This is a genomic window from Streptomyces sp. NPDC052236 (genome assembly GCF_044548015.1).
Taxonomy (GTDB): domain Bacteria; phylum Actinomycetota; class Actinomycetes; order Streptomycetales; family Streptomycetaceae; genus Streptomyces.
On sequence record NZ_JBIUBL010000029.1, the window covers coordinates 63,031 to 79,461 of the forward strand.

General features: G+C 67.7%; 15 protein-coding genes and 3 pseudogenes. 9 read left to right on the forward strand and 9 right to left on the reverse strand.

The window, feature by feature from the left end:
* Nucleotides 1-27: 27 nt before the first annotated feature.
* The gene (locus ACIHCQ_RS35660) at nucleotides 28-1,122 is read right to left on the reverse strand and encodes a hypothetical protein (RefSeq protein ID WP_399672107.1); all 1,095 of its coding nucleotides are present in this window, start codon (nucleotides 1,120-1,122) and stop codon (nucleotides 28-30) included.
* Nucleotides 1,123-1,541: 419 nt separating this feature from the next.
* Here ACIHCQ_RS35660 and ACIHCQ_RS35665 point away from each other — a divergent pair, with 419 nt between their 5' ends.
* Entirely contained in the window at nucleotides 1,542-2,603 is a 1,062-nt protein-coding gene (locus ACIHCQ_RS35665) for a hypothetical protein (protein ID WP_399672109.1), read from the forward strand.
* 169 nt (nucleotides 2,604-2,772) lie between these two features.
* Here the strand turns inward: ACIHCQ_RS35665 and ACIHCQ_RS35670 are convergent, their stop codons facing one another.
* The 3 genes and pseudogenes from ACIHCQ_RS35670 to ACIHCQ_RS35680 form a co-directional block, all read right to left on the reverse strand.
* Complete coding sequence (locus ACIHCQ_RS35670; RefSeq protein WP_399672111.1) at nucleotides 2,773-3,303, reverse strand: hypothetical protein; 531 nt, start codon at nucleotides 3,301-3,303, stop codon at nucleotides 2,773-2,775.
* Nucleotides 3,304-3,475: 172 nt separating this feature from the next.
* Nucleotides 3,476-4,093, reverse strand: a complete 618-nt coding sequence (locus tag ACIHCQ_RS35675) for a hypothetical protein (protein WP_399672113.1) — start codon at nucleotides 4,091-4,093, stop codon at nucleotides 3,476-3,478.
* 63 nt (nucleotides 4,094-4,156) lie between these two features.
* Nucleotides 4,157-4,249, reverse strand: a pseudogene (locus ACIHCQ_RS35680) (XRE family transcriptional regulator); the annotation flags it as partial.
* A gap of 170 nt (nucleotides 4,250-4,419) precedes the next feature.
* Between ACIHCQ_RS35680 and ACIHCQ_RS35685 the strand changes: the two are divergent.
* Together ACIHCQ_RS35685 and ACIHCQ_RS35690 are read left to right on the forward strand one after the other, a co-directional pair.
* The gene (locus tag ACIHCQ_RS35685; RefSeq protein WP_399672115.1) at nucleotides 4,420-5,019 is read left to right on the forward strand and encodes a hypothetical protein; all 600 of its coding nucleotides are present in this window, start codon (nucleotides 4,420-4,422) and stop codon (nucleotides 5,017-5,019) included.
* A 267-nt stretch (nucleotides 5,020-5,286) separates the two neighbouring features.
* Complete coding sequence (locus tag ACIHCQ_RS35690) at nucleotides 5,287-5,856, forward strand: hypothetical protein (RefSeq protein WP_399672117.1); 570 nt, start codon at nucleotides 5,287-5,289, stop codon at nucleotides 5,854-5,856.
* A 10-nt stretch (nucleotides 5,857-5,866) separates the two neighbouring features.
* Here ACIHCQ_RS35690 and ACIHCQ_RS35695 read toward each other — a convergent pair.
* The 3 genes from ACIHCQ_RS35695 to ACIHCQ_RS35705 all read right to left on the reverse strand — a co-directional run bounded on the left by ACIHCQ_RS35695 (nucleotide 5,867) and on the right by ACIHCQ_RS35705 (nucleotide 8,260).
* A protein-coding gene (locus ACIHCQ_RS35695) for an IS5 family transposase (protein WP_399672240.1) occupies nucleotides 5,867-6,753 on the reverse strand; the annotation gives its coding sequence in 2 pieces (ribosomal slippage) (nucleotides 5,867-6,408 and nucleotides 6,408-6,753; 888 coding nt in all).
* 22 nt (nucleotides 6,754-6,775) lie between these two features.
* Nucleotides 6,776-7,399: a hypothetical protein gene (locus tag ACIHCQ_RS35700; protein ID WP_399672119.1), complete on the reverse strand. Its 624-nt coding sequence runs from the start codon at nucleotides 7,397-7,399 to the stop codon at nucleotides 6,776-6,778.
* 213 nt (nucleotides 7,400-7,612) lie between these two features.
* Nucleotides 7,613-8,260 (reverse strand): dihydrofolate reductase family protein, encoded by a 648-nt coding sequence (locus ACIHCQ_RS35705; protein WP_399672121.1) that lies wholly within the window; start codon nucleotides 8,258-8,260, stop codon nucleotides 7,613-7,615.
* A gap of 130 nt (nucleotides 8,261-8,390) precedes the next feature.
* On the opposite strand from ACIHCQ_RS35705, the gene ACIHCQ_RS35710 reads away from it, so the two are divergent.
* Both ACIHCQ_RS35710 and ACIHCQ_RS35715 read left to right on the forward strand, forming a co-directional pair.
* A complete protein-coding gene (locus tag ACIHCQ_RS35710) occupies nucleotides 8,391-9,323 on the forward strand; it encodes a LysR family transcriptional regulator (RefSeq protein ID WP_399672123.1) in 933 nt (310 codons plus the stop codon).
* A 45-nt stretch (nucleotides 9,324-9,368) separates the two neighbouring features.
* A pseudogene (locus ACIHCQ_RS35715) lies at nucleotides 9,369-9,853 on the forward strand (site-specific integrase); the annotation flags it as partial.
* Nucleotides 9,854-9,915: 62 nt separating this feature from the next.
* Here ACIHCQ_RS35715 and ACIHCQ_RS35720 read toward each other — a convergent pair.
* Nucleotides 9,916-11,403 carry a PLP-dependent aminotransferase family protein gene (locus tag ACIHCQ_RS35720; protein WP_399672125.1) on the reverse strand — a complete coding sequence of 496 codons (1,488 nt, stop codon included), beginning with the start codon at nucleotides 11,401-11,403 and terminating at the stop codon, nucleotides 9,916-9,918.
* 190 nt (nucleotides 11,404-11,593) lie between these two features.
* On the opposite strand from ACIHCQ_RS35720, the gene ACIHCQ_RS35725 reads away from it, so the two are divergent.
* A complete protein-coding gene (locus tag ACIHCQ_RS35725) occupies nucleotides 11,594-12,400 on the forward strand; it encodes a glutamate racemase (protein ID WP_399672127.1) in 807 nt (268 codons plus the stop codon).
* A 67-nt stretch (nucleotides 12,401-12,467) separates the two neighbouring features.
* The gene (locus ACIHCQ_RS35730; protein WP_399672129.1) at nucleotides 12,468-13,163 is read left to right on the forward strand and encodes a YitT family protein; all 696 of its coding nucleotides are present in this window, start codon (nucleotides 12,468-12,470) and stop codon (nucleotides 13,161-13,163) included.
* Here the strand turns inward: ACIHCQ_RS35730 and ACIHCQ_RS35735 are convergent.
* Nucleotides 13,097-13,437, reverse strand: a pseudogene (locus ACIHCQ_RS35735) (Tn3 family transposase); the annotation flags it as partial. The gene ACIHCQ_RS35730 and the pseudogene ACIHCQ_RS35735 sit on opposite strands and share 67 nt — an antisense overlap.
* Before the next feature lie 268 nt (nucleotides 13,438-13,705).
* On the opposite strand from ACIHCQ_RS35735, the gene ACIHCQ_RS35740 reads away from it, so the two are divergent.
* Nucleotides 13,706-15,406: a HEAT repeat domain-containing protein gene (locus tag ACIHCQ_RS35740; protein WP_399672131.1), complete on the forward strand. Its 1,701-nt coding sequence runs from the start codon at nucleotides 13,706-13,708 to the stop codon at nucleotides 15,404-15,406.
* A gap of 464 nt (nucleotides 15,407-15,870) precedes the next feature.
* Nucleotides 15,871-16,260 (forward strand): hypothetical protein, encoded by a 390-nt coding sequence (locus tag ACIHCQ_RS35745; RefSeq protein WP_399672133.1) that lies wholly within the window; start codon nucleotides 15,871-15,873, stop codon nucleotides 16,258-16,260.
* Nucleotides 16,261-16,431 lie beyond the last annotated feature (171 nt).

Below are 16,431 nucleotides of genomic sequence, written 5' to 3' on the forward strand. Positions count from 1 at the left end.
CCCCGGAATCTCATGCCGTCAGCTACGTCATGTCGCCACGCCGTACCGCAGCGTCCCCGCCGCGATGTGCGCGATATGGGCGCTTCCCACGCTGTCGAACCGCAAGTCACTCCATGCGCCGCCGGCCTCGACGTCCTCGACGCTGTAGGTTCCGATGCCGGTGCGGGTCGCGAACCTCAGCCGGCCGCCGGAGCCATAGGCGACACAGATCCGCGATAGCTGGCCCACACCGCAGGCCGAGTGCACGCGGTCGTTGTCCACGTCGTCAGTCACCACCTCGATCGCCGGCGACTCGGGAAAGTTGCCGAAGATACAGACGTTGAGTGTGAGCCCCTTGCGCTCGTAGTACGAGACGACGCTCTCCCCGGTGATGAAGTGCCCCATCGCCGGGTGTTCTCCGAGAACCTGGTCCCCGTGCAGAACCTGCACGTTCCAACTGTCCGGCTGACCCACGAAGTCGGTCCCCGGAATCAGGGTCGCGACACGCAGTCTCCTGACCGACTGCCCCGCGGGTGAGAGATCGTCGAAGTAGGCGATCCGCAACGTCTCGTCGCGGTGGTCGAAGGTTAGCGTCGGGAACCATCCTTTTTCCGCGACATTCGACTCGTCGACGACATGGACGTTCTTCTTCCAGGTCGCGGGCTTGTTCGGATCCGTCTTCGGCGGCGCCTTGGTCGCGTGCCACAGCGAGAGGCCGGACCGGTAGGCGAAGTGGGGCCTGTTCTTGAACGGCGGCTCGCTGAAGACACCCAAATTGACCGCCATGGAGGGAAATCGGATCCTGTCGGGGAACAGCCCCGCGGAGGTGGGGACCTCCTCGAAACTCCACTGGGCTCCCCGCACCCCGTAGATCAGGCGATCGGTTGCCCTGCTCTGGTAGGCGACATGCGGGTTGAGCCCTTCATCGATCCCGAGACCGATCCGGTAGGCGTCGTGCGCCGCCGGTTCCGAGGGCAGCCTTTCGCACTGCCACTCCGTCTCGCCCCTCTTGGCCAGCATGACGTCGCCGGACGGCGTCGTGTACGCGAGCCAGGGGGTGTCGCTCGGATCAACAGCCAGGGACACCTGGCCATGGGCGGTGTTGGAGTCGTCCACGACCTCGGTGAAGAATGTGGTCGCCATGATGGGTTCATCTCCCATGGGCACCGGCACGCCGACACGGCGTCATGCCGGTTCTTCGAACGCCGGGAGAGGGCGGGGGATGTGCTTCACATCCTGTGATGGTGCGTCGTACGTCCTCGGCACTGCTCGCCACGGTCGGAGGGATCGTGCTGTGGGGACATCACCGTCCCCACATTCCAAAATGCCACCGCGGCCGGGGTGCCGCAACTCACCGGCCGGCCCGTGGCCGGAGCCCTGACCGGCCGTCCGCGCGGCGCACGGACATTTTCCGCCGTGCGTTCGCCACACCGCCCGGTACGGCGAAGAATGGACAGGGAGTGATGGTACGCACCCGCTCACCCGTGCCGTCGCGGCACGAGCCTCGGTCGTCCGACGTCGTCCGACGTCGTCCACCGACGGGGGGAGACAGGAGAGTTCACATGCCCCTGTTCACAGGTGCCTATCCGGATCCGCTGGCGTCCGCCGCCGATGCCACAATGCAGTCCGCGCTGAAGGCCAAGCGGCAGGCGCTGTCCCTGGCCGGGGCCCCGAATGCCGGCAATCTGGCCATGACCGTCGTGGTGCTCACGGGATTCGAAGGCACGCGTCAGCATCCCTGGGCGGGCCTGAGGGAGAACGAGGAGCACTACGCGTCGAGCCTGGTGAAGATCGCCGCCATGCACGCGGCCTTCGATCTGCGGGCGAGCGCCGACCAGTTGGCAACTGCGGGCGGCCTGACCACATGGCCACAGATCGAGGCGGCCCTAGTGGCCGCGTTCAACCCGGAAATCGCCGCGCACACCCCCGCGTTGATCAGCGGCTCGCCGTCGCTCGGGGCCCAGGACAAGACCCGCAGGCCTGACTACTCGGCCGTGCTCCGGCCTGGTTCGGGTCCCGACTTCACAGTCGACTTCACCCAGGCCCAGATGGACGCCTTCGAGAACATGATGGTGGACCAGAAGAACCCCGGTGCCACCGTGACCATCCATGGCCTGGGATATCCGTACCTCAACGGGAAGATCGCGGACGACGGGTTCTTCGACGGCACCTCCCACGGGGTGTGGCTGGCCGGGGACTACGCCCAGCAGTGGCCGGCCGCGCGCATTCCCTGCGTCAACGACGTGGACACCGCGCAGGGGACCACCGCCCGTCATCTGGCCAAGCTGATGACGCTCCTGGCGGACGATGTACTCGTCGGCCCGCTGAGCAGCGCGGGCATGAAGGATCTGATGGCGCGGGCCGGCAACTTCTTCCCCGGCACCACTCCACCGATATGGCCCGCGAACGGACGTTTCAGCGCCACGCACGGCAAGGTGGGCATGGGCCCCTTGAAATCCAATCAACTGGTGTGCTCGGAAGCCCTCATCGTGCACGACACGGTGCGGGATCTGCGATTCGTCGTCGTGTGGCAGAACGTGATCGACCAGGGCCTGTCGGAAAGGAAGCTGTTCGAGCCGGTGGCGGCACTGGCCGAAGCCACCATGAACGCCTTTGTGCCGTGACGGGGAGCGGTGGGCGCGAGCTTCGAGGAGACCTCGCCCATCGCCGATCACACGCACCCCACAGGGAGGTTACTGTGAGACGCAGCCCGTAAGAGATCGTCCCGGAGAGGTTCGAGGGTCGGCCGAGGAGGACCGGTCGCGGGAACCGCACTGCTCGACGGTCTCACCTTTACGTCCAAAGGGCGTCCAATACGCCGACGTTGACGGAATGGCGGGTCGTCAAGGGTGACATCGAAATCGGCAGGATGGAGGACGTCGAGGCCGTCACCGCGGTGCCGGCCCGTGGAGGCCTCGGAGAGGGCGCGGCCCTCCCGGAGGCGGTGAGGACCACGGACGTCTCCCGCCGCTGGTTCGACAGGACCGTCCCCTTCGAGATCGATCCCGCTCTTCCCAACCAGCAGCGCATCACGGACGCGATAGCGCAATGGGAAGACCGCACCATCCCGAGCTCGTCCGCGACGCGTACCCGGCGCCGGCCTTCCATGCCGAGCTGGATCAGGGCGTCGTGGATGTCGGCGATGTCGGCGCAGTAGGTGACGCCCCGGATGCCGCGCGCCCAGGAGTGGGAGATCCGCTTGTAGTCCAGGACAAAAGCGAGCGAGCCGTTGTGGACCATCTGGCAGGTGACGCAGCGCAGGATGACGGACTTGCCGCCGCCGGTGGAGGCGTTGACCAGGATGTGCGGCGATTCGGCGTCCAAGTCGACCGAGACGGTTGTACCGCCGCTGCCGATCCCGATGACCGGGGCGGACTCCAGGGCTTGACCACCAGCTCCCGCATGGACGCGTCCGTGAAGACGGCCTTCTTCTTGGGGCGGCGGGTCTTCTTCACCAGGACGTACGGCTTGCGCCCGGCGGGGTATCAGGAGAACGTCACGCCCTCCAGCGCGAGCTTCTGGGTGATGAGGTCGGCGACAGGTCACGGGAGAACTGCGGGGACACCGGCAGATCGACGCGTATCTGCGCGTCGTCGTCGGAGAAGTTCTTCGGAATGTGGAGATAGCGGCGCGGGTCGGTCTGCTCCGCGATGCCGAGCGGCTTGGCGAGCGCCTGACGCAGGGGCTCCACCCACTCGCGCATCAGCTCCCGCCGACCGTGTCCGAGGATCCCGTACGCGAGGCCGACCGCGGCCGCGACAGAGGCCGCGCCGATGCCACCGCTCTGCAGGGTGGCGAGGGTCGCGTCCCGGTTCTCCCACAGATCCTGGGCGCTGTGCATAGTGGTGTCCGGGTGCCCGCCGAGCAGGTAGCTGCCTTCACCGGCCGCGCCCTGGAAGGTGATCCGGAAGGTGAGGCGCTGCCACCCGGCCCGGTGGGAGGAGCGGGAGACGCGACCCTCCACCTTCGGCAGGACGCGGGTTCCCGAGCGCCAGAACGTCACATCAGTCCGCTTCACACCGTCCAGGTCGCGGTCGGCCAGGAACCGGCCGATACCGAACGCCACGGATTCCGCGGTCTCCTCCACCTGCTTGTCGAACTGCATCTGCGCCATGTCGTGCCCTTTCGGTGAGCCGTCCCGGCACCTCACACCCGGAAGCGGACACCGACCGGCTTATTCCTCGCCCGGCTGGAGTTTCCCGCGCCAGACATCGAGCGGTGCCGGACCGGAGGTCGTCAGAATGAGCCGGGCCTCGCTCCACAGCGGCATGGACGTTGTGCGAGCGACCGGGTCGGCGTCCTCGCCGAAGCCCCTGAAGGCCCCGGTGAACATGCGGACGCAGTAGGAACGCGAGCGGGTCGAGTTCGGACCGGGTACTCACCTGGTTTCTGAGTACGGGAGCGGTGCTGTGCGGCGGCGCCGCCTGCTGAGATGTGCCCATGACAACGACGCCCACTTCCGCCCCGCACGCCCCCGACCTTGCTCCGCGGCGTCGGCGCCGCGTCATGGCGCTGGTCGTGGGCGGGGGCGTGACGGTGCTCCTCCTCGCGGCACTTGCCAAGGGCTGTGAGTCCCTGGCGGGTGGTCCGGTTCTGTCGAAAACGGCGTTCCGCGAGCATCTGCGGCACACTCGGGAAGCAGGCGAGGACGCGGTGCGGCAGCTGGGCATCGACCCGGAATCTGTGATTGACCAGAAGGAGATGGCCGACGCCTCCTGCAAGGACGATCTCGGAATGGACTCGGATGGCGTCACCCGTGACCAGCCGACCGTCACCTGGGCACCCGACTTCGCGAGCCACGCCGCATACGCGGCAGCGGTCGGCACCCTCCGCAAGGTGTGGTCCGCGCAGGGACTGACGGTGAAGGACATCCCCGCCCCGGCGCAGGGCGAGCCGGGAGCCGGCCTGCCAGGGGTCCGAGCGACGAACGACCGCGGCATCGAACTTTCACTGCGCCCCGGCTGGTACTCCGGCGAGCCGACCCTCATCGCCGATGGAGGATGCGTACGGCACCAGAGATACCTGACGGACTGGAAGTAAGCACAACCCGGCTGCGGGGCCGAGTACCTGTGATGGCCGGCTTCGGTCGGCCACCGCGCGTCGGGGAGGGCAGTCGAGCGGCGGGCGGCGGCCCACCTGCCGGCCCCGCGGCGCGGACAGCTGTGAAGAGCGAAATCGGCGAAAGACGCTCAGTTCGGCGTGAGCACGAGTGGGTCACGTGCTTCGCGCTGCTGACGGCTAGGGCATTTCTTTCGGATCTTCCGGCCGGAGCGTGCCGAAGTCGACGGCTTAGACGATCATCAGGTCGTGAACACGGATTATTGGACGATGCTCGGGGACTCCGAGCGAGATCAGTGGACGTATGTCCCACGTCAGACCATTGGACCACTGCGCTTCGGGATGGACCGGGAGGAGGCCGTCACCGTCATGGCGGCGTACGGCTTCGCCGCGGAGCGGAGCGACATGGGGGGCTGGCACTCGACAGGCCGCACTCAGTGGCGCGTCGAGTTCCTCAAGCCCAGACCGGTGGCCTGGAGCCGACCAGGGGGGGTGAAGTGCTACTTCGTCGAAGGCGCGGGCCTGACGTGTGTGCTGGTCGATGGCCTACTCGGCCCGCAGGTAACCCATGAGGGAATCCGCCTGATCGGTCGCGTGCCGTCGGAGCTTTACCAAGACATGGAAACCTATGCGATCGAGCACGGCCTCGGCCTCCAATCCAGCCCAGGAGGAGACCTGTTCGTTAAAGGCTTCGAGATCGAGCTGGGCGCCCAGCGTGCCGGTGACACTGCGGTGACCTGGGCCCTGTTCTTCAATACGGGGACGATTGCGGGCACCTCCTGGGACATTGCCCCCGCAGAAGTTTGGCACCACTGGTAGAGCGCCACCCTCAGAGCGGAGACCTGAACACCTCGGATTCCCTTGCTGACCAGATGAAGATCCCTGCAATGTGAAGTGCGGCAAGGTAGACGGTTGCGGTCTTGTCGTAGCGAGTGGCCAGACCGCGCCACTGCTTGATCTTATTGATGCAGCGCTCGACGGTGTTCCGCTGCTTGTACGCGTCGCGGTCGAACGCCGGAGGTCGTCCGCCACGGCTGCCCAGCCACTTGCGGTTCGCGGCTTGATCGGCGGGCTGCGGAATCACCGCACGGATCCCACGACGACGCAGGTACCCACGGATCGCCCGGGACGAATATGCCTTGTCTGCCAGGACCCCGGTCGGTGTCGTCCGTGGCCTGCCGACCCGCCTGGGCACCCGGATCCGAGCCATGACCCGCTCGAACGCGGGCGCATCTCCGGCCTGCCCAGGTGTGACGACGAAGGCGAGTGGTCGACAGCGGCTGTCGGAGGCCAGGTGGATCTTGGTGGTCAGGCCGCCGCGGGACCGCCCAAGGGCATGGTCGTTCGGCTCATCGGCCGGGGCCCCTTTTGGCGGGCCCCGGCGGCGTGCTGATGAGCACGCACAACAGTGGAGTCGACCGCGACAAGCCAGTCCAGGTCGCCCTCAGCATCGGCCTGCGCGAGCAACGTGTTGAACACGTTCTCCCAGGTGCCGTTAATGGCCCAGTTCCGCAGCCGGTTATGAACGCCCTTCCATGAGCCGAAGCGCTCGGGCAGGTCCATCCACGGCGTCCCGGTGCGGTACTTAAACGCGATCGCGTCGATCACCAGGCGGTGGTCACGCCACCGGCCGCCACGGCGAGGCGTGGCGGCCGGCAGAAGCGGTTCGATCCTCGCCCACTGGGCGTCAGTGAACGACACACCCAGACCAACGATCGGATGATCCGAAAGAAACGCCCTAGCAGGGCAGACCCACCAGCCCCCAACCGCGGCGGGCAGCCTCCGTGGTCACGTCGCCCCATTCACGCAGAAGCGCGGTGAAGTCCTCGAAGGTGTCCGGGCGGCCTGCCCAGCCCTCGCACTCGGCGGCGAACGGCTCGCGCAACTCCTCGATGTAGGACTCCACTCGCTCCCAGGCACGGGCCTTGCCGGGTACTGCCTCAGGCGGGCACACCAGAAGGACGCACAGGAGCCCGCGGTCGGTGGCCGGCGGGAAGAACCCTCCGCCGCCAGTCGGCGCAGGATCGTCGGCCGGATCCGCATCCCAGATCAGACCGACGAGAAAGGTGTCCATCGCCTCGCGCACGGATGCGTCGACGAGGAGCCGTATGTCGGCCCATGCATCGCCCGCGCGGGCATGCGGGCTATAGGCGCCGGTGGTGGTGAAGAAGTCGTACTCGGCGCACCATGCAGACCGCCGATCCGGGGGCCACAGCCAGCCGCCGGCCGGTCCGTACCTCTGGTACTCGGCGTCGAGCTCCGGTGGCCAGGTCGTGTCGTCCAGTGCTTGGACCCGGTCCTCGACGGGGATGGCGCTCAACTGCTCCCAGTCCGCCATGAACAGTGTGAGATCCAGACCCATAGCGGCAGCATAGGCAGGCCACGCGCAGCAAGCCGAGGCGGGCCAGCACTCCCGCCGCAGATCAGCGGCGTGCCGGGAGTGCCCTGCACGCCAGCTGTGGCACTCAAAGTGCCAATCGCCTCGATCAACATCTGGCTCCGTGACCTGGAACGGCGCATATGAAGGACATGGCCTCGAGCCCTACCCGCGATCCGGGTCCTCGACCGAGGCGGTTCAGAGACCCGCACGGGTGAACGTCACATGCGTGACTCCGCTGGGCGAGGAGGTGGCCTCGACCTCGTAGTCCTTCTCGAGGCCCTCCATTCCGTCCCAGAGGCGTACGCCTCGGCCGAGCAGGATCGGGACCACCACGATGTGCATGTGGTCGATGAGCCCGGCGGCAAGGAAGTCGCGGAGCAGGGTGGGCCCCCCGCCGATGCGTACGTCCTGGCCGCCCGCGGCCTCGCGGGCCGTCTCGAGCGCCTTGGCGGGCGAAGCGTCGAGGAAGTGGAACGTCGTGCCGCCCTCCATCTCGATCGACGGGCGCGGGTGATGGGTGAGGATGAAGGTCGGTGTGTGGAATGGCGGGTTGGGCCCCCACCACCCCTTCCACTCCGGGTCCTCGTGCCATCCGGGGTGGCCGAACTTCCCGGCGCCCATAATCTCGGCGCCGATCCCGGGCGTGAACTGCCGCACGAAGGCGTCGTCGAGGCCGCCGGTCCCGCCGGGCCGGCCGATCCTCTTGTGCCACCACCGGGTGGCGAACATCCACTCGTGCAGCCTTTCGCCGGCGTGGCCGAACGGCGCGTCATGGCTCTGCCCCTCACCGGTGCCAAAGCCGTCGAGCGAGATGGAGAAGTTGTGGACGCGGGCGAGTGACATGGCTGGCGACTCCTTTCCTTCTGCTGGCCGAGGTTCGTCGGATCAGCTCGGTCATACAGCAATGATGGCCACCCCCATATCATGACGTCCAATGCCAATTCTTCCCAGGTCTCATAGATAAACTTAATCCATGCTGAACCTGACTCACCTCAAGGTGCTGGAGGCGGTCGCCCGCCATAAATCGGTGACCGAAGCGGCGAAGGAACTGCATTACTCCCAGCCGTCGGTCAGCCACCACCTGGGGCGGCTGGAAGCCGCCACCGAGGCAAAGCTCATCCAACGAGTGGGCCGCGGTATCCGACTCACCCCCGAAGGCGAACTCCTGGCGCAGCGGGCAACAGAGATCCTGGGGCGACTGAACGCCGCATCTGTCGAACTGGCCGCCCGCGTGGGACTCCGTGCCGGACGGGTACGACTCGCCGGTTTCCAAACGGTCCTCAGCACCCTCGTACCGAAGGCAGCCACCGAGCTGTCCCGGACGCACCCGGGAATCGAGTTGAACCTCGTCGATGCCCACCCGGTCGAGGGCCTGCAGATGCTGCGCTCGGGGCATGTCGACATCGCCTTGATCTTCCGGCATACCGACACTCCGCTGGAGGAGGAAGGATTCCGACTCACCCACCTGCTGGACGACCCCCTCTACCTCGTCAGTGACCAACCCCATCAGCGTCTCGAAGACCACCGTGACTCCACATGGGTTGGCGGCTGCGAACGCTGCCGAGCCGCCACGATCACGGCATGCGAACACGCCGGCTTCTCACCACGCATCGCCTACTCCTGCGACGACACGGTCGTCGCCCAGGCGCTGGTGGCCGCCGGGATGGGTGTCGCCATACTCAACGGACTCGCGTTGCAGGCCCACCGTGCGCCGGGCATCCACACCACACAGCTCACCGGCAACGCCCGCCGGATCTACGCCGCCACATACGGCGACCCGCCAGACCCACCCGCCACGACCGCGCTGATCGAGGTCCTGGCATCACAGCCCCGAGTACCGAACCGGGACGACGTGGGAGAGCCGACGCTGGTCAGTCGATCCAGCACGAGTGCAGATCGACGCTGAGGCGGGAGAAGCCGCGGCCGTACCTCATGACCGTCGAGGTCGCTGAGGGTGCTCTACCGAATGCTCTACGAGACCGCGGGGCGGTCCGACGAGATTCTGGGCGTGAACATCGAGGACCTGGACTTCGCCGGGCGCCGCTGCCAGGTGAAGTCCAAGGGTGCCCGGGCCAAGGCCCGCCGTCGGGGCCAGGTACGCGAGGACTTCATGCTGGAGACCGTGTACTGGGACGCCGGCACCGCTCGCCTGCTGCCGCGGCTGCTGAAGGGCCGCGGCCCTGAGCCGGTCTTCGTGACCCGCCACCGTCCCGGCCCGGGGAAGGTTGTCAGCCCCCGCGATGTCTGCCCGGACACCGGCTTCGCCCGGCTTTCGGGGAGGCGGGTGCGTCGCTGCTGATGCTGATGGCGAAGTCCCGGCACAAGAAGCCCGAGAACGTCCGCCACTACTTCAAGCCCTCATCGGAGGCCATCGCCGAGGTCACCAATCGCGAGCATCGGCGTCGAGATTGCTTTTGCTGTATGCCCAGCCGATAGCCGCCGAAGTCGGTAGGGCGTGGTGACCGGTCCGGATGACTGAGCCGGCGGGCGCGGTGTTCTCAGGCGACCCAGTGTGGTCGTCGGGTAGCGGACGAGGGCGGGAGCCCGTCGGCGAGCGCGGCGGCCATGCGGTGCACAGCCTCGCGCAGCGTGTCGGGGGGCGTTGTGTAGGGGATGCGGAGGCGCTGTTCGAAGATGCCGGGGTCTGTGGCGAAGTAGGCGCCGCCCTCGATCCTCACGCCGTAGGTCAGTGCGTGCTCGGCCAGCGCCGAGGCGATGGGTTCGCCCAAGTCGACCCACAGCGAGAGACCGCCGGGCGGCAGCTGCCAGGTCCATTGCGGGATGTGCTCGGCCAGGGCCGCGGTCAGGGCCGCGCGCTGCTCGCGCATTTGCTCCAGGCGGAGCGGTACCAGTTCTTTGGTCCGAGCCAGGAGGGCGAGGGCCAGGAATTGGTCCACTACCGAGCCGCCCAAGTCGTTGGCGATCCGCTGGCCGGCGAGTTCGGTCACCAGCTGGGAGGGGGCACGCAGCCAGCCAATGCGCAGTCCGCCCCAGTAGGTCTTGCTCATCGAGCCGATGGTGATGACCTGGTCGGCCCCACCAGGCGTGGCGTGGGAGGCGAAAGGCGGCGGGGTGGGGACGTCGAGGGCGAGGTCGGCCAGGGTCTCGTCGATGACCAGCCAGGTGCCCGAGCGCTGAGCGGCACGTAGGATGCGGACGCGCTCGTGATCAGGCATGAGAAGGCCGGTCGGATTGTGGAAGTCGGCGATCAGAAAAGCTAGTTGGGGCACCATCTGACGCAGGGTGGACTCGATGATCTCGATATCCCAGCCGCTGTCGGTCACGGGGACTGATACGGGGCGAAGCCGGGCGCGGCGCATGGCGTCCAGAGCGTTCGGGTAAGACGGATTCTCGACCATGACCCGGTCGCCGGGGCCGGACAGGAGCCCTATGACGAGCGTGAGTGCGTGCTGAGCGCCGGAGGTCACCAGAATCTGTTCGGGCACCGTGGCTAGTCCCCGCTGGGTGAATCGCTCGGCGATGGCGGCGCGCAGTTCCGCAAGACCGTAGGGATGGTAACCGGGAGTGTGTGCGTGCTCGGCCAGTCGAGGGGTGATCCAGCGGAGAGCATCTACGAGCGTCTCCTCCGGTAGTCCGGGGGCTGCTCTGGCCAGGTCGATGGCGGTGTCCGGGGGTGCGAGGACCCGCGTGATGCCGCTGGGGGCGGTGCCCTCGGGCAGGGTCGTCCAGGTACCCGAGCCCTGGCGGCTGTGCGCGTAGCCACTCTCGCGCAGCAGGTCATAGGCGGCGGTGACGGTAGGCCTGCTCGTGTTCAGGGCAACGGCCAGTTCCCTTTCGGCGGGGAGTCTGACGTGCAACGCGATCCGTCCGTCCAGGATCAACGTGCTGACCGCCTGGGCCAGGTGACGGTAGGCGGGCTTCATTCCCGCTGGGTCGGGCAGCATGGCGGCGAGCTGTCGGCTCCCCAGCGTCCGCTCGGCCTGGTGCACCCTGTCCACGGGCCGGAACGGAATCGAGTCGGCCATACCACTCTCCCAAGATTGGCCATGCTATTGGAGCCAATCAATGTACAGACTCACCGCCAGTGGCATCCGAGCACGAGCACACCGGAGGACTGGCATGGAGCAGGGCATCACGGATCCCTACGAGTGCGAACTTGAGCGCGGTCACGAGAAACGCGCCGCAACTGCACTGGCACCGATCCAAAGTGACCGGGTGAAGATCGCGCTCATGGACGCGGGAATCGGACTGCTGGCGGCAGCCGCCGCGGTACGCCGTCTGCGCCCCGACGCGGATCTTGTCCTCTCCTCGGACCCCGATGGCATGCCCTGGGGACCTCGAACCCCGCAGGACCTCACGGCCCGCGCCCTCGCCGTCGCCGAAGCAGCCGCCGCCCACGGTCCGGACGCCCTGATCGTCGCCTGCAATACCGCCACCGTGCACGCCCTGCCCGCCCTGCGCGCCCGCTTCGAACCGGACCTGCCGGTCATCGGCACGGTCCCGGCGATCAAACCGGCCGCGGCGGGCGGCGGACCCGTCGCCGTTTGGGCCACACCCGCCACCACCGGCAGCCCCTACCAGCGCGGTCTCATCCGGGAGTTCGCGAACGGCCTGAGCATCACCGAGGTGCCGTGCCCCGGCCTCTCCGACGCAATCCAGTGCGCGGACGAGGCGGACATCGGACTCGCGGTCGCCGCCGCGGCGAAGCTCACCCCGGACGATGTAAGGGCCGTCGTCCTTGGCTGTACCCATTACGAACTCGTAGCCGAGCACGTCCGCGCGGCCCTGCAGCGCCCCGGTCTGCCACCACTCGTCCTGCACGGCACCGCCGAAGCGGTCGCCGCCCAAGCGCTGCGCCGGATCGGTGAATGGCCCACTGCGCAGGTGCCTGACGAAGGCACCCTGACCGTAATCCTCAGCGGGCGTGAGGAGCCGCTTCCGGCAGCAGCGCTGGCGTACGCCGAAGGCCGGCTGCTGCAGGCCCCAGCGCCCGCGCGCCGGGGGTCCGTCGGTGAGCACTGACGCGCCGCATCCCCATGACCGCGCTCCGGAGCGTCCCACCGAAGCTGCGCCGGCACCACGCCCTCCTGTGCCACCCCTCACCTACGTCCCCCTCGGTGAGCGTCCGCTGAGACGCCTTCCCCAACTGTTCATCGGCCTCGCCCTGTACGGATTCAGCCTCTCAGCGATGGTGCGGGCCTCGCTGGGCGTCAACCCCTGGAGCGTTCTGTACGAAGGGCTGGAGCACCACACTTCCCTCAGTTTCGGCGCAATCAGCGCCACCGTCGGGGTTCTCGTGCTCCTGTTGTGGATTCCCCTCAAGCAGAAACCGAAGTTCGGCACCGTCGCCAACATCATCGTCCTGGCGTACTCATCGGATCTCGGCCTCTTACTCATCCCCCAGCACCTCGGCCTCCCGGCCCGGGTATGCCTGCTGGTCGGGGGTGTCCTCCTCAATGGATTCGCCGTCGCCGTCTACGTCGGCGCGCGCTTCGGACCTGGCCCCCGGGACGGGCTGATGACCGGAGCGTCCGCCACAACCGGGCATTCCATCCGGCTCATCCGCACCCTGATCGAGATCACCGTGCTCACCGCGGGCTGGCTACTCGGGGGGAGCGTGGGTGTCGGCACCGTGCTGTACGCATTCGCAGTCGGTCCGATCACCCAGTTCTTCATGCCCAGGTTCGCCTACCGCGGTGGCGACGAGCCGGACGTCCCTCACTCGTCGTGCCCAGCGTCCGGATCCCGCAGAGGCCGCAGACCGCCGGGCAGGTCGGGGAGTTGAAAGGAGTACCGGCCGAGCATGTTGATGTGGTGCCGTACGAACGGTGGGAGGCGGGCCACATCCTCAACGCGGACGTCGAAGTCGTCCGAGCGAAGCTTTGTAACGGCGGCGTCCATGTAGCGGGTGTTGAAGAGCACCAGGGCGTTGAGGACGAGGCCGAGGGCGCCGATCTGGTCTCCATGCCGTCCTGGTAGCGCTGGTAGAGCTGTCCGGCCTTGCCGTGGAAGATCTTCCGGGCGAGCGCGTGGCGGCCCTCCTGGAGGTTGGCCTGCACCTTGCCCGAGTGGCTCCCCATCGCCCTGTCGAAAACAAGTCCCGCACTTCTGTCTCAAGGAGAGCGCGATAGTTGGCCCGCTGTGCATTCCACTCGGCCTCTGGGGCAGCCATCGAGCGGCGCGGAAGGGACTTTGACCTGCGAGGTGGCCTGGACACCCCGGTGCCCGACATGCCGACTCCGACCGAGTTGGGGCGTGGGGCGTCGACTTGGCGGACCTGCTGAGTCTGGAACGGCCGTGTCAGTGGCCTGCAGCAAGATACCGTTCATGATTAACGATCCTGATGACATCGACTGGATGAGCGGCCACCTGAGCGGGCACTCCTGCGGTGTTCCGACGTACCTCAAGAGCATGCGCTCAACGGACCCCGAGGTTCGGGCCCAGGCGTTTGACGACTTCTACGCGGAGGCCCACGACCAAGGGGCCGTGGACCCGTGCACCGCGGCGAGCCTGCCGTTCCTGTTCGACATGGCCGACGACCCCGCCGCCGACCGGGCCGGGATCATCAGGCTGCTGCTCAGCATCGGACGTGAAGCCCTGGGCTGTGACCCCGACGGCATCTACTTCACTGCGTACGGCGTCGAGTCGACGGCTCACGTCGACATCGTCGCGGAGATGCCCGAACGGGCGGGCGCCTTCCTGCGGTACGCGGCGGACCCGGACCCGCTGGTGCGCCGCCCGGCGATCGAGGCCGTTGGCCTCTTCCTCGGTGACGGCGACCGCGCGGTGAGGACGCTGGCCCGCCGGCTGACGGCCGAGAACGGGTTCGTGGAGCGGCTGCTGGTCGTTCGAACGATGGCCGGACTCCCGGCCCGACTGCCGAGCACGCGGCCCGCTGTGACGGCCTGGCTCGATGCCCTGGCCGACGACGCCACGCACCCACCGATTGACACCCCCACCCGCCTCGCCGCCCTGACCCACCGGGCCCTTGCCGCCCCCGGCCGGATCGACGCCGACCTCGTGCCCCACGCGACCGCGCTGCTTCGGGAGATCACCCGGACACCGGCGGCCGTGGAGCTCTGCGACGGGTGCCGACGGTGCCGATCGACGTCCTACGTGCGCGGACGGGAGACCCCGCCCGGTCCACGCCCCGAACACCTCGCCGCCGCCTACTTCGACCCCCACCACCCCTGGGCGGAACACTCCCCGATCAGCAGCGTGCTGCGCACCCTGCACACGGCCCTGGGCGACCGGGCCGCAGATCGCGCCACCCTTCTGGCCGAGCAACTCACCAGCGCCGACACCGCCACCCGCTACGACGCGATCGAGATGGCCATGGACTTCCCCGGCCAGTTCCCCCGCGACCTGACGCTCCTCCTCCTCGACCTTCTCCCGGACCCCTACGCCGCCTCCCGCATCACCAACGGGCTCAGCCGATGGCCGGGCGGCGCGCTCACGATCGCACCCGAGGACACCATGACCGTCTGCGACGCCCTCGCCGACTACACGGCCGGCCAATGCGCCGCGCACGGCCCCGACGTGTGGGGCACGGGTAACCCCCTGATCCGCGACGCCTACCAAGAAGCGATCATGACCCTGGCCGATCACCGTGACCCCCGCGCGCTTCCCGATCTGATCACCGCCCTCGACACCCGCGTCGACGACTGGCGCGCTCTCTACGGTGTTGGTGGCTACCCGCAGGCCGCCCACCAACTCGTCCCTCTCCTTGCCGACGGCCTGCGGGACATCGATCCAGGCCGTCCGCACGCGCCCATCCCCGCCGACCTCTACCTGTCTTGCCTGGCCGAGCTGAAGGACCCCATCGCCATACCCGTGATCACCGACACCCTCACGTGGGCGATCCATCACGAGAGCTGGGGTGTCGTGGCCTCGGCCCTCGACACGCTCACGCGGTTCGGGCCCGCCGCATCATCGTCCCGCACCATCGTCCAGTCCCTGGCCGACAGGCCGGACGCAAGCGTGCGCACTGCGGCCCAGGTCGTTCTCGAAGCCATCACCGCACGGTAGAGCAGAACCCATCGAGCACCGGAGTTGTCCATCCGGGCAAGGCACCGCGCTCCGCCACAGCGGGTGTGACGAAGCAGGCTTGTTCGCAAGCCCCGGAGCGGGCATCACCAGTCGCGTACGGGCCTCATCCAGGCTCCCGTACGGCGACATCAGCTCATCCAGGACACACGCGTCGGAACGGACCTGGCCGGCCGCCTTCGGATTCACCGCACCAGATCACCGCCTCGAACAGCGGCCCCGCAGCAGATGACCACAACTGATCACTCCGCAGAGTAACCACAGAGCGAGATCAGCGACGTTTGCCAACAAGCGTTCTGATTTGCCAACTCAACTGCGTCGTCACATCCGGCCAGGAGGGAGACCTCTCCCCTCCTGAGCTCATCCTCTGTCCACAGGCCCGCGCTCCGAGACTCGCTCTTGAGGCCGTCGCGATCAGCGAGACAGCCCGAACGTGAGGATCCGTCATGCCCGAGACCACCGTTGCCGCACCGTTCCCCCGGTTCACCGCGCACACGGTGATGGCCGCTTTCAACTACATCCGGGCGGTAGAGGCTGAGGACACGGCAGCCGCAGCCGAGGTCACGACCCAGGAGCCGGAACTGCCCCAGATGCTCCTGCCTCTCGCGGAGCGCCTCATCATCCCCGTCACCCGCCAGATCTATTTCGAAACAATCGACCTGTGCGTGAGCACGTTGGCCTTGGACCAGCTCGGAGGCGCCTTGCTGGACACCTTGGCCTTCTGGGAGGGGCAGGCCGGCCCGCAGGTGACGGAGTTCCTCGCTCACGCGGTCGGTTCACCGAGCACATGCTCATCGAGGATGGCGAGAGCATCGCCGACACCCTGGAAGCCCTGAACACGATCGCCTTGCGTCCCCGCCGGCCAGGAGGGAATCCGCAGCTTTGACCCAGACAGCCCTCCTGGCCATGCGCTGCTTGAACAGTTCCGTAGTGCCAAGCCCGGCTTGATCAAAGCGCTGTTTCGAAGAAGGTAAGCACCCTTCACGCCGGCGAGGCGTCCCGTCAGG